The organism is Streptomyces sp. NPDC058231 (genome assembly GCF_042882275.1).
GTDB lineage: Bacteria > Actinomycetota > Actinomycetes > Streptomycetales > Streptomycetaceae > Streptomyces.
In genome coordinates, this window is sequence record NZ_JBHVWN010000025.1 from 31,508 (window position 1) to 57,523 (window position 26,016).

The 26,016-nt window shown below is 68.9% G+C and carries 20 protein-coding genes; 10 read left to right on the forward strand and 10 right to left on the reverse strand.

The window, feature by feature from the left end:
* Window positions 1-11: 11 nt before the first annotated feature.
* From ACFVXE_RS18720 to ACFVXE_RS18740, 5 genes are all read right to left on the reverse strand, one after another.
* Window positions 12-950: an ABC transporter permease gene (locus tag ACFVXE_RS18720; protein ID WP_389672266.1), complete on the reverse strand. Its 939-nt coding sequence runs from the start codon at window positions 948-950 to the stop codon at window positions 12-14.
* Window positions 943-1,869: an ABC transporter permease gene (locus ACFVXE_RS18725; protein WP_389672346.1), complete on the reverse strand. Its 927-nt coding sequence runs from the start codon at window positions 1,867-1,869 to the stop codon at window positions 943-945. The genes ACFVXE_RS18720 and ACFVXE_RS18725 overlap by 8 nt, the downstream gene beginning before the upstream one ends.
* Before the next feature lie 141 nt (window positions 1,870-2,010).
* Window positions 2,011-3,648, reverse strand: coding sequence for an ABC transporter substrate-binding protein (locus ACFVXE_RS18730; protein WP_389672268.1), 1,638 nt, complete (start codon window positions 3,646-3,648; stop codon window positions 2,011-2,013).
* Window positions 3,649-4,055: 407 nt separating this feature from the next.
* Window positions 4,056-5,927, reverse strand: coding sequence for a translational GTPase TypA (gene typA / locus ACFVXE_RS18735; protein WP_389672270.1), 1,872 nt, complete (start codon window positions 5,925-5,927; stop codon window positions 4,056-4,058).
* A gap of 739 nt (window positions 5,928-6,666) precedes the next feature.
* Window positions 6,667-9,054, reverse strand: coding sequence for an ABC transporter family substrate-binding protein (locus ACFVXE_RS18740; RefSeq protein WP_389672272.1), 2,388 nt, complete (start codon window positions 9,052-9,054; stop codon window positions 6,667-6,669).
* Window positions 9,055-9,337: 283 nt separating this feature from the next.
* Here ACFVXE_RS18740 and ACFVXE_RS18745 point away from each other — a divergent pair, with 283 nt between their 5' ends.
* Genes ACFVXE_RS18745 through ACFVXE_RS18760 form a run of 4 tightly spaced genes read left to right on the forward strand, consistent with a single transcriptional unit; the run spans window position 9,338 to window position 13,191 of the window.
* Window positions 9,338-9,586: a hypothetical protein gene (locus ACFVXE_RS18745; protein ID WP_389672273.1), complete on the forward strand. Its 249-nt coding sequence runs from the start codon at window positions 9,338-9,340 to the stop codon at window positions 9,584-9,586.
* 9 nt (window positions 9,587-9,595) lie between these two features.
* Window positions 9,596-10,462, forward strand: coding sequence for a hypothetical protein (locus tag ACFVXE_RS18750; RefSeq protein WP_389672275.1), 867 nt, complete (start codon window positions 9,596-9,598; stop codon window positions 10,460-10,462).
* Window positions 10,463-12,421, forward strand: coding sequence for a fumarate reductase/succinate dehydrogenase flavoprotein subunit (locus ACFVXE_RS18755; protein WP_389672276.1), 1,959 nt, complete (start codon window positions 10,463-10,465; stop codon window positions 12,419-12,421).
* Entirely contained in the window at window positions 12,418-13,191 is a 774-nt protein-coding gene (locus ACFVXE_RS18760; RefSeq protein WP_389672278.1) for a succinate dehydrogenase/fumarate reductase iron-sulfur subunit, read from the forward strand. The genes ACFVXE_RS18755 and ACFVXE_RS18760 overlap by 4 nt, the downstream gene beginning before the upstream one ends.
* A 36-nt stretch (window positions 13,192-13,227) precedes the next feature.
* On the opposite strand, the gene ACFVXE_RS18765 is transcribed toward ACFVXE_RS18760, so the two are convergent.
* Genes ACFVXE_RS18765 through ACFVXE_RS18775 form a run of 3 tightly spaced genes read right to left on the reverse strand, consistent with a single transcriptional unit; the run spans window position 13,228 to window position 15,746 of the window.
* Entirely contained in the window at window positions 13,228-13,779 is a 552-nt protein-coding gene (locus ACFVXE_RS18765) for an isochorismatase family protein (protein ID WP_389672280.1), read from the reverse strand.
* Between the two features lie 45 nt (window positions 13,780-13,824).
* Window positions 13,825-15,258 carry an MFS transporter gene (locus tag ACFVXE_RS18770; RefSeq protein WP_389672347.1) on the reverse strand — a complete coding sequence of 478 codons (1,434 nt, stop codon included), beginning with the start codon at window positions 15,256-15,258 and terminating at the stop codon, window positions 13,825-13,827.
* Window positions 15,259-15,284: 26 nt separating this feature from the next.
* Entirely contained in the window at window positions 15,285-15,746 is a 462-nt protein-coding gene (locus ACFVXE_RS18775) for a MarR family winged helix-turn-helix transcriptional regulator (protein ID WP_389672281.1), read from the reverse strand.
* Between the two features lie 146 nt (window positions 15,747-15,892).
* Between ACFVXE_RS18775 and ACFVXE_RS18780 the strand changes: the two genes are divergently transcribed.
* Window positions 15,893-16,960 carry a LacI family DNA-binding transcriptional regulator gene (locus ACFVXE_RS18780; RefSeq protein ID WP_389672283.1) on the forward strand — a complete coding sequence of 356 codons (1,068 nt, stop codon included), beginning with the start codon at window positions 15,893-15,895 and terminating at the stop codon, window positions 16,958-16,960.
* A gap of 196 nt (window positions 16,961-17,156) precedes the next feature.
* On the opposite strand, the gene ACFVXE_RS18785 is transcribed toward ACFVXE_RS18780, so the two are convergent.
* Window positions 17,157-18,149 (reverse strand): acetylxylan esterase, encoded by a 993-nt coding sequence (locus tag ACFVXE_RS18785; RefSeq protein ID WP_389672285.1) that lies wholly within the window; start codon window positions 18,147-18,149, stop codon window positions 17,157-17,159.
* A 233-nt stretch (window positions 18,150-18,382) separates the two neighbouring features.
* Here ACFVXE_RS18785 and ACFVXE_RS18790 point away from each other — a divergent pair, with 233 nt between their 5' ends.
* The 5 genes from ACFVXE_RS18790 (at window position 18,383) to ACFVXE_RS18810 (ending at window position 24,587) form a co-directional block, all read left to right on the forward strand.
* On the forward strand, window positions 18,383-19,627 hold the full coding sequence (locus ACFVXE_RS18790) for a sugar ABC transporter substrate-binding protein (RefSeq protein WP_389672286.1): 1,245 nt from the start codon (window positions 18,383-18,385) through the stop codon (window positions 19,625-19,627).
* A 5-nt stretch (window positions 19,628-19,632) separates the two neighbouring features.
* Window positions 19,633-20,625 (forward strand): carbohydrate ABC transporter permease, encoded by a 993-nt coding sequence (locus ACFVXE_RS18795; RefSeq protein WP_389672288.1) that lies wholly within the window; start codon window positions 19,633-19,635, stop codon window positions 20,623-20,625.
* On the forward strand, window positions 20,622-21,524 hold the full coding sequence (locus tag ACFVXE_RS18800; RefSeq protein ID WP_389672290.1) for a carbohydrate ABC transporter permease: 903 nt from the start codon (window positions 20,622-20,624) through the stop codon (window positions 21,522-21,524). Before ACFVXE_RS18795 ends, ACFVXE_RS18800 begins: the two co-directional genes overlap by 4 nt.
* An 81-nt stretch (window positions 21,525-21,605) precedes the next feature.
* Window positions 21,606-22,808, forward strand: a complete 1,203-nt coding sequence (locus ACFVXE_RS18805) for a glycoside hydrolase family 1 protein (RefSeq protein WP_389672292.1) — start codon at window positions 21,606-21,608, stop codon at window positions 22,806-22,808.
* Window positions 22,809-23,060: 252 nt separating this feature from the next.
* The gene (locus tag ACFVXE_RS18810; RefSeq protein ID WP_389672294.1) at window positions 23,061-24,587 is read left to right on the forward strand and encodes a glucoamylase family protein; all 1,527 of its coding nucleotides are present in this window, start codon (window positions 23,061-23,063) and stop codon (window positions 24,585-24,587) included.
* A 22-nt stretch (window positions 24,588-24,609) separates the two neighbouring features.
* Here ACFVXE_RS18810 and ACFVXE_RS18815 read toward each other — a convergent pair whose 3' ends face one another.
* Window positions 24,610-25,659 carry a glycoside hydrolase family 18 protein gene (locus tag ACFVXE_RS18815; protein WP_389672349.1) on the reverse strand — a complete coding sequence of 350 codons (1,050 nt, stop codon included), beginning with the start codon at window positions 25,657-25,659 and terminating at the stop codon, window positions 24,610-24,612.
* Window positions 25,660-26,016: the final 357 nt, after the last annotated feature.

Here is a 26,016-nt window from a genome sequence, read left to right on the forward strand (position 1 = left end):
GTACGTCTCCCTCAGCGCAGCTTGGGGTCAAGGGCGTCGCGCACCGCGTCGCCGAGCATGATGAACGCCAGCACGGTGATGCTCAGAGCGGCTGCGGGGAAGAACAGCACGTGCGGATCGTTGCGGATAACACCCGAGGCGGTCGAGATGTCGATGCCCCAGGAGATCGTCGGGTCCTGAAGACCGATACCCAGGTAGGACAGGGTGGCCTCGGCTCCGATGTAGCCGCCGAGCGCGATCATCGAGACGACGAGCAGCGGTGCCAGCGAGTTGGGCAGCACGTGCCGCATCAGGATCCGCCAGGTTCCCGCGCCGAGCGCCCGGGCCGCCTGGATGTAGTCGGCCGAGCGGATGGAGATGACGGAACCGCGCATGATGCGGGCCGACTGCGTCCAGCCGAGGAAGACCATCGACAGCACGACGACCCAGACCTTGCGCTCGGTGAAGGCGTTCAGGACGACCATGCTGCCGAGCAGGAAGGGGATGCCGAAGAAGATGTCGACGATGCGCGAGAGCAGCGCGTCCATCCAGCCGCCGAAGTAACCGGCCACCATGCCGACCAGACCACCGAAGACCGCGGTCAGCAGCGTCACGGAGACACCGACGGTGACCGAGGCGCGAGCGCCGTAGACCACACGGGTGTAGACGCTGCGGCCCTGGTTGTCGTAGCCGAACCAGTCCGCCTGGAAGAAGTGCGAGTAGTTCGGCGGCGTCAGGAAGTGGTGCGTCAGGTCGCCGTCGCGCGGAGAGACCTCGGTGAGGAGGCCGGGGGCCGCCACGACGACCAGGATCAGCAGGATCAGCACGGACGAGATCACGAAGAGCGGGTTGTGCCGCAGGTCCCGCCAGGCGTCCGACCACAGGCTGCCGGCGCGCTCCGCCTTCTGCGCCTTCGGTGTCTTGTCGACGTCCTCCGGGGCGGCCTCGGGCGCGGTGAGAGTGTCAGGCATACCGGATCCTCGGGTCCAGGACCGCGTACAGCAGGTCGACGAGCAGGCTGGTGATGAGGAAGACGAGGACAATCACGGTCACTACACCGACGACGGTCGCGCCCTCACGGCGGGACAGTCCCTGGTAGAGCAGATTGCCGACGCCCTGCACATTGAAGATGCCCTCGGTGACGATCGCGCCGCCCATCAGCGTGCCCAGGTCGGTGCCGAGGAACGTGACGACGGGGATGAGGGAGTTGCGCATCAGGTGCACGCCCACCACGCGGCGCCGGGGCAGGCCCTTGGCGACGGCGGTGCGCATGTAGTCGGCGCGCAGGTTCTCCACGATCGAGGTCCGGGACAGTCGCGCCACGTACGCGAGGGACAGTGACGCCAGCACGAAACCGGGCAGCAGGAGCTGGGTGAAGTCGGTGTCGTCCTGGACCGAGGGGGTCACCCAGCCCAGGCCCGTCGCGAACGTCTCCCGAAGGACGTAGGCGAGCACGAAGACCGGAACCGAGATGACGAGCAGGGTGAAGACCATCACCAGGGTGTCGACGAGGCGCTTCGCGCGCAGGCCGGCGAGCACACCCAGACCGATGCCGAGCACGACCTCGATGGCGAACGCCACCGTGGTCAGGCGCAGGGTCGCCGGGAAGGCGATGGACATCGAGTCGCTGACCGCACGCCCGGTGTAGGTGGTACCGAAGTTGAAGTGGACCAGGTTGACCAGGTAGTTCCAGTACTGGTGCCACAGCGGCAGATCGAGCCCGTACTGATGACGCAGGGCAGCTACCTGCGCCGGGTCGGCTGCCTTCTCTCCCCACAGTGCCCTGATGGGATCGCCGGGCAGGGCATACACCATGTAGAAGATGAGAAAGGTGGTTCCCAGGAATACCGGGATCATTTGGAGCAGTCGTCGTGCGACATAACGCCCCATCATGCCTCCATGTAAATCGCAGACGCAGCCGACGGTGACGTCCCGGACTCATCCACGAGTCCGAGGCCCGCCCCCGCCGGCTGCTGACGCTCCAGGGTGGCGCCGCCGCGGGCGGCGCCTACCCGAAACAGTCCCGAGTGGTTACTTGGTCGCCTTGACCTTGATGGTGTTGTAGATCGGCGAACCGTCCTGGCCGAACTCCACCGTGCTCACGTTGTTGGAGTGGCCACCGTTGACGTTGTAGTACCAGAGCGGGATCGACGGCATGGAGTTGACCAGGGACTTCTCGGCGTCCTGGTACAGCTTCACGGACTCGTCCAGCGTCTTGGCCGAGTCGGCCTTCTTCGTCAGGGCGTCGAAGTCCTTGTTGGAGTAGCCACCCTGGTTGCCCGCCGCACCCGTGCCGTACAGGTCACGGAGGAAGTTGGCGTTGACCGGGTAGTCGAGCACCCAACCGGAACGGTAGATGGACTTGACCTGCTTGGCGTCACGCGCCTTCAGGTCGGCCTGGAAGTCGACCTTGGCGTCGCCGACGCAGTCGACACCGGTGGCCTGGCGGATGCTGTTGCAGACCGCGTCGACCCAGTCCTTGTGACCACCGTCGGTGTTGTACTGGATGGAGATCTTGTTACCCGGGACGCCGCCACCCTCCTTGATGAGGGCCTTGGCCTTCGCCGGGTCGAACTTCGTCACGTCGCCGGCCGCGCCGTCCTGGTAACCCAGGACGCCCTTGGCGACCCAGCCGGTGGCCGGGGTGCGCAGGCCGTTGAGGACCGTCTTGGTGATCGTGGCACGGTCGATCGCCATGGACAGACCCTGGATGACCTTGGGGTCGACGTCCTTCCACTGCTTCGAGTAGTAGGCGATACCGATCGTCGTGATGGCCGAGTACGGCTTGTTGACGGCGCGGTCGCCCAGGTCCTGCTGGAAGTTGGGCAGCGAGGCGGTCGGGATCTGGTCGACCACGTCCAGCTTGTCCGAGCGCAGGTCCGCGTAGGACGCCTCGGGGGTGGTGTAGTTCTTGAAGATCACGCCACCGTTCTGCGCGGCGTTGTCACCCTTGTACTTGTCGTACTTGGCGACCTCGATCTGCTTCTTGTGCTCCCACTTGACGAACTTGTAGGCGCCGTTGCCGATCGGGTGCTCGCCCGCGGCCTTCGGGTCCTTGTAGAAGGACGCCGGGAGCGGCGAGAAGACCGTGTACGCCAGCTTGTACTCGAAGTACGGCAGCGTGCTGGTGAGCTCGATGGTGAAGGTGGTGTCGTCGACGACCTTCAGACCGGACATGGTCTCGGCCTTCGCCGCGCCCTTCTCCGGGTGGACATCGGAGTAACCCTTGATGTCCGAGAACCAGGAGGCGTTCTGCTGGGCGTTCTTGGTGTTGGCGTCCCAGTTCCACGCGTCGACGTAGGACTTGGCGGTCACCGGGGTGCCGTCGTGGAAGGTCCAGCCGTCCTTGAGCTTGACGGTGAACGTCTTCGAGTCGGACGTGGTGACGGACTCGGCGTTCTCCATCACGATCTTGCCGCTGGCGTCGTAGTCGACGAGCTGGGCGAAGACCGACTTGATGACGTCGGAGCCGTACGACTCCATGACGTTGGCGGGCTGCAGGGCGTTCTGCGGTTCGCCGGAGGCCATCGTGACGATGCCCTTCGGGTCCCACTTCTGACCGGCGTCGTCGCTGCCCGAATTGTTGTCGTTACCGCCACCACAAGCCGTCGCGGCCAGGGCGATGAATGCCGCTCCCGCGACCCACTTGGCGCTCTTGGCACCACGCATGGGTTTCCTCCTCATGAGTCCACTTTTGACTACAAGAAGGGCACTGGAGTGATCCACCGACACCCCTGACGGTGATCGTTTCAGTGCCCCTAGTGTGCTCGTGAGTCGGCACTCCCCACAGTGCGTGACCCATTGACCCGAGCTCAATGGAGCCAACTATTAAGTACGCCCGGGCTGTAAACCACACTTAAAGGGTCTCGGTTTGACAACATCAGCTGGGCGTGGTTGACCGAAATCCGGACAAAGTGATCCCAGACAGACACCCCCGAAACGGACCGTTAACACATGTTCCGGAGAGCGACATCCGATATCCGGACACCCCGGACAGAAAACCGGGTTGACGAAAAGGCCCGGGCCCCCACAGTGTCTGCGGGGGCCCGGGCCCTGTGTCAATGGGTCGTACGAGGTCAGCGCTTGGCGCGCGACGCGGCGCGGCCGCGCTCCTTCTGGTCCAGGACGACCTTGCGGATACGCACGGTCGCCGGGGTCACCTCGATGCACTCGTCCTCACGGCAGAACTCGAGGGACTGCTCGAGCGACAGCTTCCGGGCCGGCACCACGTTCTCCGTGGTGTCCGCGGAGGCGGCACGCATGTTGGTGAGCTTCTTCTCCTTGGTGATGTTCACGTCCATGTCGTCGGCGCGGGAGTTCTCGCCGACGATCATGCCCTCGTAGACCTCGGTGCCGGCCTCGGTGAAGATGACACCGCGCTCCTGGAGGTTGACCATCGCGAACGGGGTCACCGAACCCGCGCGGTCCGCGACCAGCGAACCGTTGTGACGGGTGCGCAGCTCGCCGAACCACGGCTCGTGGCCCTCGAAGATGGAGTGCGCGATGCCCGTACCGCGGGTCTGCGTCAGGAACTCCGTACGGAAGCCGATGAGGCCGCGGGACGGGACGATCCACTCCATGCGGACCCAGCCCGAACCGTGGTTCGTCATCGTCTCCATGCGGCCCTTGCGGGTCGCCATCAGCTGCGTGATCGCACCGAGGTGCTCCTCGGGGGAGTCGATCGTCATGCGCTCGATCGGCTCGTGCGTCTTGCCGTCGATCTGCTTGGTGACGACCTCCGGCTTGCCGACCGTGAGCTCGAAGCCCTCACGGCGCATCTGCTCGACGAGGATGGCGAGCGCGAGCTCACCGCGGCCCTGGACCTCCCAGGCGTCGGGACGCTCGGTGTCCAGCACGCGCAGCGAGACGTTACCGATCAGCTCGCGGTCCAGACGGTCCTTCACCTGGCGGGCGGTGACCTTGTGGCCCTTGCCGCCCTTGCCGACCAGCGGCGAGGTGTTCGTACCGATGGTCATCGAGATGGCCGGCTCGTCGACCGTGATCAGCGGCAGCGCGATCGGGTTCTCGGGGTCGGCCAGCGTCTCGCCGATCATGATGTCCGGGATACCGGCGATCGCGCAGATGTCGCCCGGGCCCGCCTTCTCGGCCGGCTTGCGGGTGAGCGCCTCGGTCATCAGGAGCTCGGTGATGCGGACACTGGACATCGTGCCGTCACGCTTGATCCAGGTGACGGTCTGGCCCTTGCGCAGCTCACCCTGCTCGACGCGGCAGAGCGCGATACGACCGAGGAAGTTGTCGGCGTCCAGGTTGGTGACGTGGGCCTGCAGCGGCGCCTCGTCGTCGTACTCCGGGGCCGGGACGTGCGACAGGATCGTGTTGAAGAACGGCTCCAGGTTCTCGCTGTCGGCCGGGACGGTGCCGTCCTCGGGCTTGGTCAGCGAGGCGACGCCGTCACGGGCGCAGGCGTAGACGATCGGGAACTCGATCTGGTCCTCGTCCGCGTCCAGGTCCAGGAACAGGTCGTACGTCTCGTCGACGACCTCGGCGATCCGGGAGTCCGGGCGGTCCGTCTTGTTGATGCAGAGGATGACCGGCATCTTCGCGGCGAGCGCCTTGCGCAGCACGAAGCGGGTCTGCGGGAGCGGGCCCTCGGAAGCGTCGACGAGCAGCACGACCGCGTCCACCATCGACAGACCGCGCTCGACCTCGCCGCCGAAGTCGGCGTGGCCGGGGGTGTCGATGATGTTGATCGTGATCGGGTCCCCGCCGTCCTTGGGGTGATACTTCACCGCCGTGTTCTTGGCGAGGATCGTGATGCCCTTCTCACGCTCCAGGTCGTTCGAGTCCATCATGCGGTCGTCGAGGTGCTCGGCGGCGTGCGCGGCGAAGGCGCCGGCCTGCTTGAGCATGGCGTCGACCAGCGTGGTCTTGCCGTGGTCGACGTGGGCGACGATGGCTACGTTACGGATGTCGTGGCGCGTGGGCATGGGTGGCTTGCGCTTCTCTCGGATCGTGGGATCAGGCGTCTTAGTCGGTCTCAAGTCCTCGTACGCCCGCCGGGCGGACGCGCCACGGCTACTCCCCATGGTACGGGGCTGGCGCCGGGGCGGCTTCCCGGGCAAGTGTTACCGGCCGCTCGCAGGCTGCCGCGGCGGCGCTGCGCGGCCCGCGCCGGAGGCACGCCCGCGCCCGGGAGAACCCTTCACCCACGGGCGGCTCGGTGGTCCGAAGCACTCCAGTTCATGACATGTCCGACGGTGCACCCGCCCTTCGCCGTACCCGTGCGGGAGCGGTGGCCGGCCCGTCCCGGCCGGCCGGGGGGTGCTGTACCCCACACGCGGGCCGCGTCGCGGACGCCGTACGCGCGGTCCGCCCGGTGTTTCCGTCCTCGTGGCCATCTCTTCCGACGAGGTTCACGGGAGCCGTGATCACCCTCCCCCGGAAGGGAGGGCTCCTGCACGGTTCCGAACAGCTTCAGAGGTGGGGCTCCGAAGCTGCGGCTCTGAGACAGGGCCCCGAGGTGGGGGCTCGGAGTTGGGGCTCCGAGTGAGGCCCGCGGAGTTGGGGCTCCGGATGAGGCTCAGAGAGGGGAGGGAACAAGCGGCCGGGGATCGGTGAGGGAGAGCGGCTACCCGGGTCGACGGGTGATCACGACCTTGCCCGCCGGGGGTCCCGGCGGGCAAGGGGGTTGAGCCTTTTCTGAGCTTCCTCTGAGGTTCTGACCTGCTACTTCTTACGATTGGCCGGAGAACCGGCCGCTTGCGGCTTCTTGAAGCCGATGTCCTGGTATTGCGGGGCGCCGAAGCCGAAGGCACCGACGTTCACGAGCTTCCTGTCGGTGGCCACCAGCTGCGGGCGCTGATACAGCGGAATCGATCCGGCGGCGGCCCAGATCCGGGCGTCCGCCTGGCGCATCAGGTCACGGGCCGTACCCTCGTCGAGCTCGGAGGCCGCCTGGTCGAAGAGCTGGTCGATGTGGTCCGTGCCGACGCGGGTGTAGTTCTGCTCGACGAGCAGCGAGCCGTCCGTGGCGGGCACCGGCTTGGCGAAGATCGGACGGTCGTCGGTCGCCGGGTAGGCGGTGGCGGGCCAGGAGTACAGCGCCAGGTCGTAGTTGCCGGAGGCGACGTAGTCCTTGAAGTAACCGGCGTCGGGGACCTTGGTGATCTCCGTGCGGATGCCGATCGAGTCGAGCATGGCCGAAATCTTGTCCCCGACGGTCCGCAGCGACTCCGAGCCGGGACCGGACGGAAGGACAAAGCGCAAGGTCAGCGCCTTGCCGTCCTTACCGAGGGGGCCGCGGACGGGCTCGGCGGCGCCGGCCGGGGCGGCCGGGGCGGCGGTGCCCGCGGGGGCGTAGGCACCGGCGACGCCGCCCGGCCCGCGGTCCTGGGCGGTGATCTTCGCGCGGACTCCCTGGAGAGCGGCGGTACCGCCCTCCGCCTCGGCGGCGTTCCTCGCCACCGCGCGGGCGTCCTCGAAGTTTCCGGCCTGGCGCAGCAGGGCGGCGCTCTGGACCGCGGCGGCCGGGGCGGGGGCGAGGACGTGGACGGCGGGGCTTTCGCCCTCGACGACGACCGGCTCGCTGTCGTCGCCCGGCTTGCCGTCGCTCCGGTCGGCCCTCGCGGCCTCCTCCGCCTTCTTCGCCTTCTCCTCCTTCTCGGGCTTCTCCGCCTTGTCGGCCTTCGTGTCCTTCTTCTTCTCGCCCTCGCTGCCCGCCTTCGTGCCGTCGCGCTTCTTCAGCGCTCCGTCCCGCGTCCAGCCGGCATCGGCCAGCAACGCCTCCGCCTCCCCGGTGTCCTGGTCGCCCAGCGCCCCGCTGCTGTCCTGGTAACCGGGCTGACCTGCCAGCGCCAGGTGGCTGCCGAGCGGGTCGGCGGGCAGGCCGAGCGGGCTCAGCACGGCATCGGCGAGCTCCCTGCGGTTCAGCGCGCGGGCGACGGCGCGGCGTACCCGGTCGTCGGCGAGCGGCCCGGACTCGCCGTTCAGCGCCAGCTGGGTGTAGGCGGGCTCCAGTGATTTGCGTACGGCGTAGGCGCGCAGCTTGTCCTGCTGGACCGCGTACGTCTCGGCGGCGGCCCGGATCTTCTCCCTGGCCACCCGGGCGGCTGCGGCCGCCTTCTCGTCGGAGCCGTGCGCCAGGGCCCAGGAACGCAGCGCGGCGGCCGGCCCGGCCTCGGAGCCCGGGCCGCCGGTCAGCGACTGACCGCCGCCCGGGAGGTCGCGCCCCGCGGCCACGATCCGCCGGGCCGCCGCCGCGTCGATGTCGGCGACGTCGACCTTGCCCTCGACCAGCGCCGTGGCCCGGTCCTGCGGCTTGACCGCCCGGAAGACGAGCGAGTCGAGTTTGGCCGCGCTGCCCCACCAGCGCGGGTTGCGGACCAGCGTGACGGTGCCCGCCGACTTGTCCACGCTGCGCAGCCGGAACGGTCCCGCGGTGGCTTTGAGCGTGGTCCGCGCGGCGTCGTTGAAGGCGTCCGGGGAACTGGTCATCTCCTTGGGGTACAGCGGGGAGAAGAGGGAGCGCCAGTCCGCGTAGGGCTTGGCGAAGGTGACCCGGACCTCCAGGTCGTCGGCGCCGCGCTCGATCCGCTCGATCCGCTCGTAGCCGGCGTTGCGGGCAGTCCAGAAGGCCGAGTCCTTGCCGCTGAGCGCACGCCACTGGGCGACGAAGTCGGGGGCCCCGATCTCCCGGCCGTCGCTCCAGACCGCCTGCTGGTTGAGCCGGTAGACGACGACCTGCTTGGGCTCCCGCTCGACGATCTTCGCGGACTCCAGATAGTCCGGGTTCATCCGCGGGGTGCCCGTGGCGTCGAGCGGGAAGAGCGTCGGCAGCAGGGCACCGGTGATACGCGTGGTGGCCGCGTCGGAGTCCGCCTGGAAGGCGTTGAAGGTGACCGGCATCGCGTCGATCGCCCAGTTGACCGTGCCGCCCTCGGTGACCTGGCTCCGGCCCGCGGGGGCGATGTCCTGCGGGACGACGGTGGCGCCGGTGGCCGCCTTGTCCGAACTGCTGCACCCGGCGAGCACGGGAACCGTGAGCACACCCGTGACCAGGAGCGCGAGGGAGCGGTGCTTTCGGATCGTCCCGCGCGGGACGCCGACGTGGGACATGGCTGATACCTCCGGGGCCGGCCCGGTCCACCCGTAGTGGAATGGACTGGATGATGCATCTTTAGTGGCATTTGCAGTTGATCACACTGATTCCGCTCCCCCACTGAAGGCGCTCACGCGCGAGAGACGGCGCCGACACGACGTACGGGCCCCGAACCTCACCCGCGCGGAGCAGCCGCGGACGAAGCCGGGCGGTCCGCTCCCTTCCCAAAGGGGATGTGACGCGCGACACTCGCATGCGCATGAGCATTGCCGCCCGCGACCGCGGAGGTGAGAGCAAGTCATGTCATTGCAGGACGAGTTGACCGCTGTTCAGCGCTGTATCGACGAGCTGGCCCGTACCGTCGGCCGGCTGGAGCGGAGCCTTGCGCACCTGCGCGCGGCCGAAGCCGCTCCGCATCCGCCCGGAGCTGCCTGCGGTACCGACCCCGTCGACGGCGTCATCACGATCACCGAGGCGCCGTACGACGCCACCCTGTGGACGGACTCCGACGACGAGGGTCTGGGCGTCCGCGGCAGGCATGCCCCCTAGGAGGGTTCCTTGGCCACCGGTACGGAACCAGATACGGAACCAGTCCGGCGCGGTGAACCGGGACGGCGCGGCGCTCGCGCCCGCCCGTCCGGTGTGCACGAGGCGTCGCGGGCCGCCATCGCCGCCCGCCATCTGCGCACCGACCGCTGGTGGCTCGCCCCGGCGGCGACCGCGGGCGGGCTCCTCGCCTTCATCGTCTACTCGACGTGGCGGGCCTTTTCGAACGCCGACTACTACGCCGCCCCGTACGTGTCGCCGTTCTACTCGCCCTGTCTGGCCGACAACTGCGCCCCCATGCGGCACGGTCCGAACTGGGAACTCTTCGGCAGCTGGTGGGGCCTCTCCCCCGCCCTGCTGATCCTGATCTTCCCGCTCGGCTTCCGGCTGACCTGCTACTACTACCGCAAGGCCTACTACCGGGGCTTCTGGGCATCGCCCCCCGCCTGCGCGGTCGCCGAACCTCATACGGCGTACACCGGCGAGACCCGCTTCCCGCTGATCATGCAGAACATCCACCGGTACTTCTTCTACGCCGCGGTGCCGGTCGCCGGGATCCTCACGTACGACACCGTGCTCTCCTTCCGCGACGAGCACTACGCCTGGGGCCACATGGGCCTCGGCTCCCTGATCTTCCTGGCCAACATCACGCTGATCTGGGCGTACACCCTCTCCTGCCACTCCTGTCGGCACATCATCGGCGGCCGGCTGCGGCACTTCTCCAAGCACCCCGTGCGCTACCGGCTCTGGGGCTGGGTGGGCCGGCTGAACGCCCGGCACATGCTGCTCGCCTGGGCCTCCCTGATCAGCGTGGCGCTCGCCGACTTCTACGTGTACCTCGTCGCCTCCGGCGCCTTCGACGATCCGAGGTTTTTCTGAATGACAGAGCTCGAACGACAGCAGTGGGACGTCGTCGTGGTCGGTGCCGGAGGCGCCGGGCTGCGCGCCGCCATCGAGGCGCGGGAGCGCGGAGCCCGTACCGCGGTCATCTGCAAATCGCTCTTCGGCAAGGCGCACACGGTCATGGCGGAGGGCGGGATCGCCGCCTCCATGGGCAATGTGAACTCCGGGGACAACTGGCAGGTGCACTTCCGCGACACCATGCGCGGCGGGAAGTTCCTCAACCAGTGGCGGATGGCGGAGCTGCACGCCAAGGAGGCGCCGGACCGGGTCTGGGAGCTGGAGACCTGGGGTGCGCTCTTCGACCGGACGCCGGACGGGAAAATCTCCCAGCGCAACTTCGGCGGCCATGAGTACCCGCGGCTCGCACACGTCGGGGACCGTACCGGCCTCGAACTGATCCGCACCCTCCAGCAGAAGATCGTCCAGCTGCAGCAGGAGGACTACCGCGAGCACGGCCACTACGAAGCCCGGCTGAAGGTCTTCCAGGAGTGCACCGTCACACGGGTGCTCGTGGAGGCCGAGCGGAGCGGGACCGAGGTGCCTCCCGGCCGGGAGCCCGGAGGGCGGGTCGCCGGGACCTTCTGCTACGAGCGCGAGTCCGGCCGCTTCTTCGTCCTGGAGGCCCCCGCGGTCGTCCTGGCCACCGGCGGCATCGGGAAGTCCTTCAAGGTCACGTCGAACTCCTGGGAGTACACCGGTGACGGGCACGCCCTCGCGCTGCTCGCGGGCGCGCCGCTGCTGAACATGGAGTTCGTGCAGTTCCACCCCACCGGCATGGTCTGGCCGCCGTCGGTGAAGGGGATCCTCGTCACCGAGTCGGTGCGCGGGGACGGTGGGGTGCTGCGCAACTCCGAGGGCAAGCGGTTCATGTTCGACTACGTCCCCGATGTGTTCAAGGAGAAGTACGCGCAGTCGGAGGAGGAGGGCGACCGCTGGTACGAGGACCCGGACCACAACCGCCGCCCGCCCGAACTGCTGCCGCGCGACGAGGTCGCCCGCGCCATCAATTCCGAGGTGAAGGCGGGGCGCGGCTCCCCGCACGGCGGCGTCTTCCTGGACGTGTCCACCCGGATGCCGGCCGAGACGATCCGGCGGCGGCTGCCGTCGATGTACCACCAGTTCAAGGAACTGGCGGATGTCGACATCACGGCGGAGGCGATGGAGGTCGGGCCGACCTGTCACTACGTGATGGGCGGAATCGCCGTCGACTCGGACACCGCGGCGACCGTCGGTGTACCCGGTCTCTTCGCGGCAGGCGAGGTGGCCGGCGGAATGCACGGCTCCAACCGGCTCGGCGGGAATTCCCTCTCCGATCTGCTGGTCTTCGGCAGGCGCGCCGGACAGCACGCCGCCGCGTACGCGGGCGGCGCCGGCACGCCACCGGTGGTGGACCAGGAGCAGATCGACGCGGCAGCGGCGGAGGCACTGCGTCCGTTCAGCGCCGGGGACACCGACGCCACCGGGGGGCCCACGGAGAATCCGTACACCCTCCACCAGGAACTGCAGCAGACGATGAACGACCTGGTCGGCATCATCCGGCGGGCGCCCGAGATGGAACAGGCGCTGGACAGGCTCGCCGGGCTGCGGGAACGGGCTAGCCGCGCCGGGGTCGAGGGGCACCGGCAGTTCAACCCCGGCTGGCACCTCGCTCTGGACCTGCGGAACATGCTGCTGGTCAGTGAGTGCATCGCCCGGGCCGCGCTGGAGCGCACGGAGAGCCGCGGCGGTCACACCCGGGAGGACTGCCCCACGATGGAGCGCTCCTGGCGGCCGGTCAATCTGCTGTGCCGGCCGGCCGGGGACGGAACCGTGAAGCCGGGCGGCCGGATCGAACTCGAACGGAAGACGACCGAACCCATCCGACCGGACCTGCTCTCCCTCTTCGAGAAGGAGGAGCTGGTCAAGTACCTCGCCGAAGAGGAGCTGTACGAGTGAGCGGCTACGAAGCCCGGTTCAGGGTGTGGCGCGGCGACGCCGACGGCGGTGACCTGCAGGACTTCACGGTCGAGGTGAACGACGGCGAGGTCGTCCTCGACATCATCCACCGCATCCAGTCCACCCGGGCCGGCGATCTGGCGGTGCGCTGGAACTGCAAGGCGGGAAAGTGCGGATCGTGCAGCGCGGAGATCAACGGGCGGCCGCGGCTGATGTGCATGACGCGCATGTCGGTGTTCGGCCGGGACGAGACGATCACCGTCACTCCGCTGCGGGCGTTCCCGGTCGTCCGCGATCTGGTGACGGACGTGACGTTCAACTACACCAAGGCACGGGAAGTGCCCGCCTTCGTGCCCCCGGAAGGGGTGAAGGCGGGCGACTACCGGATGCAGCAGGTCGATGTGGAGCGCTCGCAGGAGTTCCGCAAGTGCATCGAGTGCTTCCTGTGCCAGGACACCTGCCATGTGGTCCGCGACCACGAGGAGAACAAGGCGGCATTCGCCGGACCGCGCTTCCTGATGCGCGTCGCGGAGCTGGACATGCACCCCCTGGACGCCGCCGCCGAGTCAGGACTCGACCGGAAGGCGACGGCCCAGGAGGAGCACGGGCTGGGCTACTGCAACATCACGAAGTGCTGCACGGAGGTGTGCCCCGAACACATCAAGATCACGGACAACGCCCTGATCCCGCTGAAGGAACGGGCGGTGGACCGCAAGTACGACCCGCTGGTGTGGCTCGGGAACCGGATCCGGCGCCGGGACGCCGGCTGAGCGGGACCGGCCGGGCAGCTGCCGGGTGAGCGGGGCTCAGCCGAGCAGCTTGACGATCGCCTCCGTGGTGTCCGTCTCGCCCAGCCGCGGGAAGATCTTCTCGATGCTGTTGCGGTGCGCTTCGGCGTCCATGTCGGTGACCGCGTCCGTGACGACGGTGACGTTGTAGCCGTGCTCGTGGGCGCCGCGGGCGGTGGACTCGACGCCGATGCTGGTCGCGATGCCTGTCAGGACGACCTGGGTGACACCGTTGCGACGGAGCTGGAGGTCGAGGTCGGTGCCGTAGAAGGCACCCCACTGCTGCTTGGTGACCACGATGTCGCCCTCACGCCAGCCGACCTCGGCGACGATGTCCGCCCAGTCGGCGGCGGGCTTCTGAGAGCTCGGGGAACCGTCGACGCGACCGGGGGCACCGCCGGTCACACGGACCAGGACGACCGGGAGGCCCTTGGCGCGGAACGCCTCGGCGAGGGTCGCGGACTTGGCGACGATGTCGTCGGCCGGGTGGGCGGTGGGCAGGCCGACGATGCCCTTCTGGAGATCGATGACGACCAGGGCGGTCTTCGGGTCGAGGGTGGTGGCGGTCATGGTGGCGCTCCTCTTGGGGGGTGGTGGGTAGGTGATGCCTGGGATTCAGGTACGGGTGCGCAGGGCGCGGTCGGTGACGGTGAGGACGATCAGCAGCAGTCCGAGCACGACGGCGACCACCGCCATCAGGTGGAGCCCGCCGTCGCTCGCCGACTGCCCGTAGGCGAGGGCGATCAGGCTGGACGCGGTGATCGCCCCGATGTACTGGGCGGTGCGCTGGAGTCCGGCGGCGGAGCCGATGCTCTCGGCCGGCGCGTACTCCTGGACGGCGGCCTGGTTGCTCGTACCGATCAGCCCCTGCGGTATGCCGAAGCAGGCCCCGGCGATCAGCAGCACGACGAGCGGGGTGGAGCCGGAGAGGAACCCGAGCAGGGCGGCGCCGATGGTGAGCAGCACACAGGCCAGCGTGAGCGGGCCGCGGATGCCCTTCGTGCGGGCGCCGAGCAGCGAGCAGACCAGTGCCGCGACCGACATCGGCAGCATCAGCACTCCGGCATGTCCGGACGAGTAGCCACGTGCTTCCTCCAGCCACTGCGTGAATCCGTACATCACGCAGTAGATCAGCAGATAGCCCAGTCCGTGTCGCAGATAGGTGCGGGCGAGCGCGGCGTTGCTCGCCAGCATCCGCAGGTCGATGAAGGGCTGCGGGCGGCGCAGCTGCCACCACACGAGCGCGGCGGTCAGTACGGCAAAGGGGGCGAGCAGCCACCAGACCGGGTGGGAGAGATCGAGCAGGAAGAAGACCAGCACGGTCAGGGCGGTGGAGAAGAGGCCGATGCCGAGCGGGTCCAGGTCGAGCCGGGGGGCACGGCCGTCGGCGGCGCGGCGGCGCGGAGGATCCGCGGGGATCCACAGCAGCGCGCAGGCGAGCGCGATGAGGGCGACGGGCACGTTCACGGCGAAGATGCCGCGCCAGCCGACCACCATGACGAGTACCCCGCCCAGCGTCGGTCCGACGGCGGCGGAGCCGAGCCCGGCGAAGGAGAGCCGGGCCAGGACGGGGCGCGGGGTGGCGCGGCCGATCCGGGCGGACTCGTCACGCAGCACCGCCATGGCGGCCGGGTAGGCGGCCGACGTACCGATGCCGAGCAGCAGCCGGGACACGATGAGCCAGCCGAATGTCGGCGCGAATGTACCGACCAGACCGGATGCGACGACGACGACCAGTCCGGCGAGGAAGACGCGGCGCGGGCCCAGGGCGTCGGCGAGCTTTCCGAGAACGGGCTGGGCGACGGCGCTGGCGAGATAGAGAACCGAGATGAGCCAGGCGGTGTCGGCTGCGCCCATGCCGAAGTGGTGTCCGATCGCCACCAGCGCGGTGGAGATCATGGTGGTGTTGAGCGGGTTGAGCAGCGAACCGAGGAGCAGCGGGGCGGTGAGCCGCGCGCTGAAACCGGGGGTGACGGCGGTGGCGCCGGCACCGGGTCCGACGGTCGGGCCGGCGGTCGTCGCCTGCGGTGCGGGTCGGTCGCCCGCCACCCGCAGCGGAGCCGGCTCGGAGGCGGTCACTTCTCGACCAGGCGATCGAGGAGCACCGTGGCCTCGGCGACCGTTCGGCGTTCGTCGCTGTCGAGCTCGGTGGTGATGACCTCGGCCAGCCAGTTGTGCTTGGCGGCCCGGACGGCGCCGAGCATGACGCGGCCCGCCTCGGTGATGGACATGACCGACTTCCGGCCGTCGGCGGGGTCGGGCGCCCGCTCGACGAGCCCCTGGTCCTCCAGCACGCCGATGGTCAGCCGCATGGACTGGGGCCTCACGTGCTCGGCACGCGCCAGCGCGGCCGTGGTGTCGGAACCCTCCCGGTCCAGCCGGGCCAGCACCGAGCTCTGGGTGGGGGTGAGCAGGCTGTCCGACGAGGTGGAGCGCAGCCGCCGGAGCAGTCTGCTGACGACGGCGGCGAGCTGCGTCGCCACCTGCTCGGCGCTCGGCTCGGTCGGTGCCACTTCGGTCGGTGTCGGTTCCTGCATACCTCCACAGTAAAAGATGCGCAGGCCATCTTGCAAGGTTACCTGTCAATCTCCGTGGCGCCTTGCTCGCGTGCGGCCCGCGATCTAGGGTGAATGCGCTTTCAACAGAAGCATCGGTACGGAAGAAGAAGCGGACGGTCGGTCGGGTGAGCGCCCCAACGGTGTACGACGTCGCGGAGCGGTCGGGCGTCTCGATCGCGACGGTCTCGCGGGTCTATCGCACCCCGGATTCGGTACGCGCCCAGACCCGGGAGCGGGTCCTCGAAGCGGCTCGCGAGCTCGGCTACGTACCCAGCGGCAACGCCCGCGGGCTGGCCAGCCGGACGACCGGGGTCCTCGGGCTCTGCTTTCCCGACTACGCCGATCCCGACGCCGAGGCGGACGCGGCGGACAGCGACGCCGACGACGCGGTGATGCTCTACTCCGACCAGATCATCCGGGGCATGGAACGGGCGGCCCGGCGCCACGGGTACGCACTGCTGATCGCCGCGTCCCTGGAGGGCGGTCCCGAGAGCCTCGTGGCGAAGGTCGCGGGCCGGGTCGACGGTTTCGCGGTGCTGGCACAGACCGTGCCCACCGAGGACCTCGAGGTGATATCGCGACGGCTCCCGGTGGTGATGCTCGCCGGGCCGCGCGAGATCGATCACCTCGACCACATCGTCGTGGCGAACGCCGACGGTGAACGCGAACTGGCCCGCCACCTGATCGAGGACCACGGGCTGCGCAGGCTGGCCTTCATCGGAGGCGAGGTCGAATCGCCTGACGCGGAGGCGCGGTTCCGCGGCTTCCAGCAGGCCTGCCGTGACGCCGGACTCCCGGTGCCGGACGCACCGGACCTGCGGGCGGAGATGATGACGCAGGCCGAGGGCGCCAGGACGGCGGAGGCACTGCTGGACCGGACCGCGGATCTCGGCGAGCACGAACGCCCGCAGGCGATGCTGTTCGCCAACGACCAGATGGCGGTGGGCGCGCTGCGCGCGCTGGAGCGCCGGGGCGTACGGGTACCCGAGGACATCGCCGTGACCGGGTTCGACGGGATCCCGCTGAGCCGGATCGTGCGGCCGTCGCTGACGACCGTACGGCAGCCGATCAGGCAGCTGGGCGAACAGGCGGCCGAACTGCTGGTGCAGCGCCTGCGCGACCGGGAACGCCCTCCGGCCTCCCTCATGCTCCCGGTCTCCCTGGCCCGGCGCGCCAGCTGCGGCTGCGGCTGACCACCCGCCGCGCCGGCCGTGGCTGCGGCTGACCGCCCGCCTCCCGGGCCCGGCGCCCGGGACGGGCCGCGGAGCCGGGCCGACCGGCGGGCCGGGGCGGACCCCGGCGGCCTGGGTGACCCCCGGCGTCCGGGACGGGCCGGATCGGATAGCCGCGGGCCGGGTCAGGCGCCCGCAGGCCGGGCCGGACACCAGGTCAGACCAGGTACCTGGCGAAGAACCGTCGCCGGTTCTCCCGCAGCTCCGCCGTCTCCGCGGCGAGCCCTTCGTGCTCGAAGTGCCCCGCACTCAGCACCTGCAGCTCGCGGGGTCCGGCGAGCGCGTTGTGGACGGCGAACTGCCCGGGCGGCGGTACCGCCGGGTCGAACAGCGCTGCCGCGACCAGCGTGGGAAGTTCCAGCCTCGTGGCGGCCGTCGCCGCATCGAAGTACCGCAGAGCGTCCATGACCTCGGGATGCTCCCGGCGGTACGTACGCACCGACTCGCCGCTGCCGACACACGGCAGCGTGATCCGCAACGGGTGGTTGCCGAACGTGGGCACCGTCAGCTGGGCGGCCCCGAACCGGTCGTCCCACGGCAGCGCCAGCGCGCCGAGCCCGCCGCCGAAACTCTCCCCGAGGTAGCCGAGCCCCGGCCCGCCGGCCCGGCCCCCGGGGGCCGGCTCGGCGACGAGCTCGTGCAGCGCCGACGCCGCGCACCACAGGTCCGCCACGCAGTCGCCGATGACATAGGTGTCGCGGGACTCGATGCCGTGGAGGACATGCTCGTCGGCCACGGCTGGGATGCCCGGCCACAGGCCGCGGCTGCCCATGCCGCGCACGCAGGGCATGATCGCGGCCGACCGGGGCAGCGGCAGGGGTAGATCGGGCCCGGGCTCCTGCCGGCCGCCGTACCCGTGACCGATCACGAATCCGTGTTCCGCGGGCCCCTCGGCGGGCAGTGCGAGCCAGCCACCGATCCGGACCCCGCCCACGGAGGTGAATGTCACACCGTGGATCCGCAGACCGTCCCGCTCCTCCTCCAGCGGGCCGACCTCCGGGTCCGTGGAGACCCCGCGGGCCTCGTCGTGACGGCCACGCCAGAAGGCCGCGAAATCGCCCGGAGCGGCGGGCGCGGGAACACGCAGGAGCTCGTCCGACGTGCAGCCGTAGGACGGATCGAACGGGAAGTCGTGCGCGAACGAAGACATGATCACGAAAATACCGGCCTCCCTCCCCATGCCCGGATCGCGCACGAATCGGTCACATCGGCTTCATATTCACAAACACGCCGTTTACGGTTTTAAAGTTGAACATTCAGATGACTGCATGTTGCACGAGTGTGACCTAGCACCCTCTTGCGCATTCCCGAATATGTGCCGCACAGTGATGTATGCGCTTACAGGCAGCGCATACATCCGGATTGCTCAAGGAGGAGCCCTCCATGTCCCGCACCGTCAGAACGGCCTCGGTCGGCATCGCAGTCGCGCTTGCATTCGGTCTCACCGCGTGCGGCAGTTCCGGTGGCAGCGACGTCGCCGCGGACAAGAAGCAGACGCTCACCGTCTGGGCCATGGGTGCCGAGGGCGAGAAGCTCGCGGATGTGGCGAAGGTCTACGAGAAGTCGCACCCGAACATCACCGTCAAGGTGACGCCGGTCGGCTGGGACGTCGCCCACCAGAAGCTGGTCTCCGCGGCCGCCGCCGGCACCATGCCGGACGTCGCGCAGATGGGCGGCAGTTACATGGGCGAGTTCTCCGAGCTCGGTGTCCTGGACGCGGTGGACACCAAGACCTTCGACAAGAAGGACTTCTTCGCCTCCGGCTGGGACCAGGGCGAGGTGGACGGCACCGCGTACGGCGTGCCGTGGTACGTCGACACCCGCGTGCTCTACTACCGCACGGACCTGGCCGAGAAGGCCGGCATCGACAAGGCTCCGACCAATTGGAAGGAGATGCAGGACCTCGCCACCGCGTACCAGAAGAAGGCGGGTACCAAGTGGGGCCTGTCCATCCAGCCCAGCGGTCTGGACACGGTGCAGAACTTCTACTCCTTCCTGTACTCGGCCGGCGGCGAGATCGTCAACGACAAGGGCGAGGCCGTCATCGACAGCCCGGCCGCGGTCAGGGCGCTCAAGGAGTACGGCTCGTACTTCGACAAGGGCCTCTCCAACAAGTCCGTGGCACCCGGCTACGACGTCGTGAAGGACTTCGGCAACGGCCGCGTCCCCATGTTCTTCGGCGGCCCCTGGCACGTCACCCTGCTCAACGAGGGGCAGCCGCAGATCAAGGGCAAGTGGGCGGTGGCCAACGTGCCCGCCGACAAGTCCTCCGTCTCCATGGCGGGCGGCTCCTCCCTGGTGATCTCCAAGGACAGTGAGCACAAGGCCGCTGCCACGGAGTTCATCAAGTACCTGACCGACGCCAAGGGCCAGGCCGACTGGTACAAGCGCACCAAGGACCTGCCCGCGAACACCGCGGCCTGGACCTCCGGATCGCTCGCCGACGACGCCGGTCTCCAGGTGTTCAAGAAGCAGATGGACACCGCCAAGTCCTCGCCCTCGCTCGCCAAGTGGACCGAGATCACCGACAAGGTCGACCAGGCCATCGCGAAGGTGACCCAGGGCAAGGCTTCCGCCGAGGACGCGCTGAAGACGGCGCAGTCCCAGATCGAAGGCCTCGTGAAGTAGGAGCCATGAGCACCACGACCGGAAAGGCCGCTCAGCCGGCCAAGGTGCAGGCCGGGCCGGGGACCAATGTGTCCCCGGCCGCCGGGCCGCAGGGTCGCCGGGGTCGCAAGAGGGCTTCGATGGGTGTGCAGAACACGGCCGGCTGGCTGTTCTCCACCCCCTTCCTCGTCCTCTTCACCGTCTTCATGGCGTTCCCGATTCTCGCCACGCTGCTGATGAGCTTCACCGACTTCGGGCTGCGCAATGTCACGCACCCGCTGGACGCGAAGTTCATCGGCTTCGAGAACTACGTCAATCTGTTCAGCGACGAGACATTCCTCAAGTCGCTCTTCAACACGGCGTACTTCGTGGTCATCGGCGTCCCCCTGACGATCTTCCTCGGACTGGTCGTCGCGGTGCTGCTGAACAACGGCATCGACCGGGCACGAACGTTCTTCCGGGTCGGCTTCTACGCCCCGGTCGTCACCACGATCGTCGCGGTCGCCGTGGTCTGGCGCTTCGTGCTCGACCCGAGCGACGGGCTGATCGGGGGCCTCTTCACCGAAGTGGGCCTGACGCCGCCGGACTTCCTCGGCTCCGAGACACTGGCCATGCCGTCGATGATCGCCATGGCGGTATGGCGCAACCTCGGCACGGTCATGGTGCTGTTCATCGCCGGTCTGCAGGCCATTCCCACCGAAGTACGGGAAGCCGCGAAGCTCGACGGCGCCGGTGTCTGGAACGAGTTCCGCAGGATCACCGTGCCCTTGCTCCGGCCCACACTGCTCTACGCGACGGTGATCACCACCATCGGTTACCTCAATGTCTTCGAGGAACCGTTCGTGATGACGCAGGGCGGGCCCTCGGACTCGACTCTCACCGTCTCGCTGAACATGTACCGCGAGGGCTTCAACTTCTTCCACATGGGCTATGCGAGCGCCATGGCGTATGTCCTCTTCGTAGTGATCATGGGCATCACTGTGCTCCAGCTCCGACTGCTGAAGGACAACACGAAATGAGCGCCACCCGTGCACCCGGCGCCGTCCCGACGGCGAAGCCGAAGGAGCCGATACGGCCCCAGGCCGTGAAGGGGAACCGGAACCCGAAGCGGCTGCTGATCTACGTGCTGCTCTCGGCCGGCCTGCTGATCATGTCGGCGCCGTTCCTGTGGATGGCCCTCTCGGCCTTCAAGACGTCGAGCGAGCTGTCGGCCAGCCCGCCCGTGTGGATCCCCACTGAGTGGACCCTGGACAACTTCCGGGACCTGCTCGACAAGCTCGATCTGCCGCTGTACTTCATGAACTCCGTCATCGTGGCGGTGCTGGTCACCGTCTCGAACCTGGTGTTCTGCTCGATGCTCGGCTACGCCCTGGCCAAGCTGAGGTTCGTCGGGCGCAACAAGATCTTCGGGGTGGTCCTCGGAGCGCTGATGGTCCCCGGCAACCTGATGCTGCTGCCGCTCTTCGTGCTGATGAGCAAGCTCCACCTGATCGACTCCTACGCGGGTCTCGTGCTGCCGTTCGCAGCCGGAGCCTTCGGAGTCTTCCTGATGCGGCAGTTCATGCAGGCGATCCCGGACGAGCTGCTGGAAGCGGCCCGGATGGACGGCGCCGGCGAGTGGTACATCTTCTGGCGGATCGTGATGCCGCTCGTGAAGCCCGCTCTCGCCACGCTTTCGATCTTCACCTTCCTGGGTTCCTGGAACAACTTCGTCTGGCCGCTGATCGCGACCAACGACCCGGACAAATACACCCTTCCGGTGGCCCTCGCGACCTTCGCGACGGACCCCAACAAGGCCGGCGGCTCCAACGGCATGCTGATGGCCGGAGCCTTCCTGGTCGTGCTGCCCGTGCTGATCCTCTTCATCGCGCTGCAGCGGCACTTCACCCAGGGCATCGCCACGGCGGGCATGAAGTAGCCCGTTCCAAGCACACGTACGAGGCCGCACCCCACATCCCCGCCGGCCACACCCCTTCACGCACCAGAAAGACATTTTGCGATGACTCACACCCAGGTCCCGTTCCCCGAAGGCTTCCTGTGGGGTGCCTCCACCGCCGCCCACCAGATCGAGGGCAACAACACCAACAGCGACTGGTGGGTCAAGGAACACGCCGCGGGCACCCACATCCAGGAGCCCAGCCTGGACGCCTGCGACAGCTACCACCGCTGGCGCGAGGACATGGACGTGCTCGCCGGACTGGGCTTCACCGACTACCGGTTCTCCATCGAGTGGGCGCGCATCGAGCCGGCCGAGGGCCAGTTCTCCCGTGCCGAACTCGCCCACTACCGTCGCATGGTCGAGGGCGCCGTCGAGCGCGGCCTGCGCCCGATGATCACCCTGCACCACTTCACCGTGCCGCAGTGGTTCGAGGCGCGCGGCGGTTGGACCGCCGAGGGTGCGACCGAGCTCTTCGCCCGCTACGCCGCGGCCTGCGCCCCGGTCATCGGCCAGGACGTCAGCCACGTCTGCACGATCAACGAGCCCAACATGATCGCCGTGATGGCCGGTCAGGCCAAGCGGGGCGACAACAGCTTCCCGCCGGCCGGCCTGCCGACCCCGGACGACGAGACCACCCAGGCCGTCATCGCCGCGCATCACGCGGCCGTCAAGGAGGTCAAGGCGATCAACGCCGACATCCAGGTCGGCTGGACCATCGCCAACCAGGTCTACCAGGCCCTCCCCGGCGCCGAGGACGTCACCGCCGCGTACCGCTACCCGCGCGAGGACATCTTCATCGAGGCCGCCCGCGGCGACGACTGGATCGGTGTCCAGTCCTACACTCGCACCAAGATCGGCACCGACGGCCCGATCCCGACGGCCGACGGTGTCGAGCGCACCCTCACGCAGTGGGAGTACTACCCGACCGCTGTGGGCTACGCGCTGCGCCACACAGCCGAGATCGTCGGCAGCGAGGTACCGCTGATCGTGACCGAGAACGGCATCGCGACCGATCAGGACAGCCGTCGCGTCGACTACTACACCGGGGCTCTGAACGAGGTGGCGTCCGCGCTGCAGGACGGCCTCAACATCCAGGGCTACCTGGCATGGAGCGCGCTCGACAACTACGAGTGGGGCTCCTACAAGCCGACCTTCGGTCTCATCGGCTGGGACCCGGAGACCTTCGAGCGGCTGCCGAAGCCGTCCGCCGTCTGGCTGGGCGAGATGGGCCGCAGCCGCACCCTGCCGCGCATCGCCGACTGACGGCGCTCCACAAACCGGGAGCCACCTGACGGCCCCGTCCAGTAGGGGAACCGGCGGCACCTGACGGCCGCCGGTTCCCGTGCTGATCCGTTCGGCGCGTCCGAAGCCCCACGACGGCTTCGCACGTGCCGACAGCCATACCCGGACGCTGCGCCATCGGCGCAGCCGTACCCGCGGCCGCGCGCCCGCAGCCGCATCGAGCACGCCACGAACCTCCCCCATCCCCCTTCTGCCAAAGGGAGCTGAACCTTCATGGACCGTCGCACGTTTGTCACCGCTGCGGGGACCGGGGCTGCCGCCCTGTCCCTCGGGACCGTTTCCGCAACCTCCGCGAGCGCCGCGCCGTCCGCGCCATCCGCGCCGTCTGTTCGTTCCGTTCGGCACGATGGTGCCGCGCATCCTGTTCACGCTCTTGATACACCGCTGCTGCTGCGTTGGTTCCGCGATACGTACCGCTCGATCGAGGCAATGACGACCGACCTCGGTCTCGCCACGGATGCGATCGACGTCAGCGGTCCCGGAGACCCCGTCCGGTCCCGCCAGACCTCGCCCACCAACATCGGCTGCGGTCTCTGGTCGACCGTCGCCGCCGGAGGGCTCGGCGTGATCGACGACGCCACGATGCACCGCAGGCTGGAGCGCACCGTGCGGGCCGTCGAGAGGCTGGAGCGCCACCACGGCTTCTGGCTCAACTGGTACGACGCGCACGACGGTTCGGTCCTCACCGAGTGGCCCGGCACCGGCGATCCGGTCCGCCCGTTCCTCTCCTCGGTCGACAACGCCTGGCTGATCACCGGGCTGCGGATCGCCGCGGCCGCCTCGCCCGCACTGCGCCCCCGCATCGCCCGGCTGCTGGCGGCAGCCGACTGGTCCTACTACTACACGCCCTACGACCCGGCCGACCCCGTCACCGGGCCCGGTCAGCTGCGTGGCGGCTTCTGGACGGACACCGAGGAGCCCACCGGCCATCACTACGGCGCCCTCAACACCGAGCCACGCATGGCGAGCTACCTGGGTATAGCGGACGGCTCACTTCCTGCCGACCACTACTGGCACCTCCTGCGCACGATGCTTCCCGAGAACGAGCAGGAGCAGTATCCGCAGGGCGCGTACCTGGACATGGACGGCGTCCGGGTCTGGCAGGGGCACTACACCCACCGCGGCCGGAAGATCATCCCCAGCTGGGGCGGTTCCATGTTCGAGGCGCTGATGGTGCCGCTGTTCGTGCCGGAGCCGGAATGGTCGCCGCGCTCCTGGGGCCTGACCCACCAGCGGTACGTCCGGAGTCAGATCGAGCACGGCACGGAGGAGGCGAAGTACGGATACTGGGGCTTCTCCCCCGCCAACGTTCCCGAGGGCGGGTACCAGGAGTACGGCGTCGACGCCATCGGCATGCAGGTCGACGGCTATGCCTCCAACACCGACCGCACGTACACCACGGACGGGGTGCCGTTGCCACCCGCGTCGGCCTTCACCAACGGGGTGGTAACCCCGCACGCCTCGTTCCTGGCCCTGCCGTACGCACCGGTGGAGGCGGTGGCCAACCTTCGGGCGCTCGACCGCGACTTCGGCGCCTACCACGACGGCTACGGATTCCGGGACTCCGTCAATGTCCGCACCGGACGGGTAAGTGACTCCATGCTCGCTCTCGATCAGGGCATGATCGCCGCGGCGCTGGCTCAGGCGATCCGCCCCGGACTGCTGCAACGCCCCTTCCGGACCGGTGGGTTCCGGTCGCGGGTCAGGCCGCTGCTCACCAAGGAGCGGTTCTCCATCTGACCTGCGGCCACGCGCCCGGGGGTCAGTTCCAGTCCTCGCGGTACGCCGCCCAGTCGCTCTCCCTCGCCGCGAAGTCGACATAGAGCGCGACTCCGAAGCGTTCCCGGCCGCGATCCGTGCGTCCAAGCCCCAGCCTGGTGCCACGGATCGCGGCCGCGACCGTTTCCGCCGACTCGTGGTGCCCGATGTCGTCCTCGTGGAAGAACGGCAGCCCCATCAGCAGATCGGTCCCCGGCGGCGTCACTTCGAGGGCGAGCGCAGTCTGTTCCGCGACGTAGCCGCCGTACATGCCTTCCAGTGGCATCCAGCTGTCGTACGACATGACGGCGATCTGGTCGACGCGGCGTGCCACCTGTCCGAAGAACTTCTGCGACCACCATTTCTGGCTGCCGCTCAGCGCGCCCACGACTCCGTGGGCGGCCGGCAGCGGATCGATCTGGTGGGCTGCGACGGAGAGCGATGCCCTGCGGGCCCGGGTGAGGACCCGCAGGTCGTCGAGGAGCGACAGATAGTGGCGGTCTTCGGAGTGCACGGGTTCGAGGTCGAAGTGGACACCGTCGAAGCCGGCGTCGAGTACCTGCCGGGCGGAGGCGACCACCGCGCTGCGTGACGCCGGCCGCTCCAGGCGCAGCCCTGTGGGGCCCTCGGTCGCGAGAACGTCACCGAGCCAGGCCTGGACCCGGATGCCGGGCAAGGTGCGGTGCACGGCATCGATCAGCCATCGGGCCTGCGGGTAGCGGGTGCCGGGCAGGGTGCCGTCGTGTTCCAGCGGCCCGGCGTGGACGTACAGGTCCTTGATTCCCGTCCCGCCGACCCGGGCCGCGAACGAGGCGAGGTCCTGGTCGTCCTTGCGCCCGTCGACCCAGGCGTGCCCGAGCCAGATCGCGTCCCGGCCCCGGGTGCGGGTACCTGCACCGGGATCGCCGGAGTAGTTGAGCCGCAGGGCGATACCGGCCGTGAGCACCGGCACCGCGATCACCAGCACGAGGACGAACGCGACCCGCCGCGGCCAGGTCCGCCACAGCCCACTCCAGCGGAAGCGGGCGGCCCGGTTCCGCACGGCCCCGCCCATGCCCTTGATACGCGTACGCACTTCAGTCCCCCCAGATGATCGGCGTGCCGTGGCAGTATGCCGGGCCCTGGTCTCTCCCTGCCGTGAGACCGATTCCGCCCGGACCGCCAGGCCCGCTGCTCGGCGCTCGGCGCTCGGCACTCGGCACTCGGCACTCGGCACTCGGCACTCGGCGAAGAATGCCCGGATGGCTGTGCGTGTCGGGCGAACCACATCACCGCCGCCCGGCCGTCGCCGCTCCCCCCGTCACCGACGCCGCCATCCGTCGCGTGGAGTGCGAGAGCGATCCGTACGGGACCTTCCCGATCGGCGCGCCCGGCGAGCCACGGCGGAGCAGACCTGGCGGTGGAGGCGGCT